Genomic DNA, 1,089 nt, shown 5'->3' with positions numbered 1-1,089 from the left:
CTACAAAGATCGACATCACCGAAAGGATCGATATCGAAGGAAAAGTCGGTATCGGGCACGAAGGTAGTATGCCCGGCGCGTTGGAGACGGGTCTGCGTTGCCTTGGCTTTTGCCCGGCTCGCCCGTTTACGTTTTTTGGTCTCTGACGCCATGTGTAAGCCTGTGCTGAGGAGGGATCGACTCAATTTCGGCTATGATAACCGATTTCAAAATCTCACAATTTGCAGCCGCAGGCTGCCCTGTTCGGGGTCGCACTGTTCGACCAGGGCAGGCTCGATCTGTGGCCTGGCTACATCGGTCCATTCCTGCGCCGCCCAGATGGCCGGGCAGATGACAACGATTCTCCCGCAACCATGGAAGTGCTGACCGGCTCCTTTGGGTTGATCCCGTCCTGGAGCAAGGACAGCAAGTTTGCCAAACACACCTACAATGCTCGATCAGAGACAGTGGCCGAGAAACCGTCGTTCCGACATGCATGGCGCCAAGCGCAACATTGCATTATCCCAGCGGTGGCCATCTACGAGCCGGACTGGCGATCAGGCAAGGCAATAGCCACGCGTATAGCCCGTGCAGACGGCGAACTGCTGGGCATTGCTGGGCTGTGGGAGCAGTGGCGCGATCCGTCCACCGACCAGATCCTGCACAGCTACACCATGCTGACCGTGAATGCAGATGATCACGACTTCATGAAGGCGTACCACAAGCCCAAGGATGAAAAGCGCATGGTAGTTATTTTGCCCAAGGGCTCGTATGCGGACTGGTTGACTGCGCGGCCAGAGCAGAGCGCGGCGTTTATGAACCAGTACCCGGCAGATCGGCTGATTGTGGACATGTGATGAGCCTTACCTGGAGCTGGTGACGGACAGGCTGACTTGTCGCGCTGGCTGTCACCGGCAACCCTGAATATCGAGGGAACTCCGCTCGCTGAATTGAACCTCTACCGCCAGGCTCGGCATCACTACTGTCTTTCTCTAGACATGGTGCGGATTCCACGACACTTGGACACTCAGCCCACGATCATTTGGACACTCATTCCAAGCTCACTTGGACACCTGCCCCACGTCCACTTGGACAGGCAGTCGGAGCGCA

The 1,089-nt window shown here is 57.0% G+C and carries 1 protein-coding gene; it reads left to right on the top strand.

All coding sequences use genetic code 11. The features are described from left to right. The first annotated feature begins 221 nt into the window (after positions 1-221). The gene (locus tag DW49_RS0107185; protein WP_005615813.1) at positions 222-836 is read left to right on the top strand and encodes an SOS response-associated peptidase; all 615 of its coding nucleotides are present in this window, start codon (positions 222-224) and stop codon (positions 834-836) included. Positions 837-1,089 lie beyond the last annotated feature (253 nt).

The sequence above is a fragment of the Pseudomonas avellanae BPIC 631 genome (assembly GCF_000444135.1).
Classification (GTDB): Bacteria; Pseudomonadota; Gammaproteobacteria; order Pseudomonadales; family Pseudomonadaceae; genus Aquipseudomonas; species Aquipseudomonas avellanae.
This window is presented reverse-complemented; position numbering and strand designations above follow the sequence as displayed.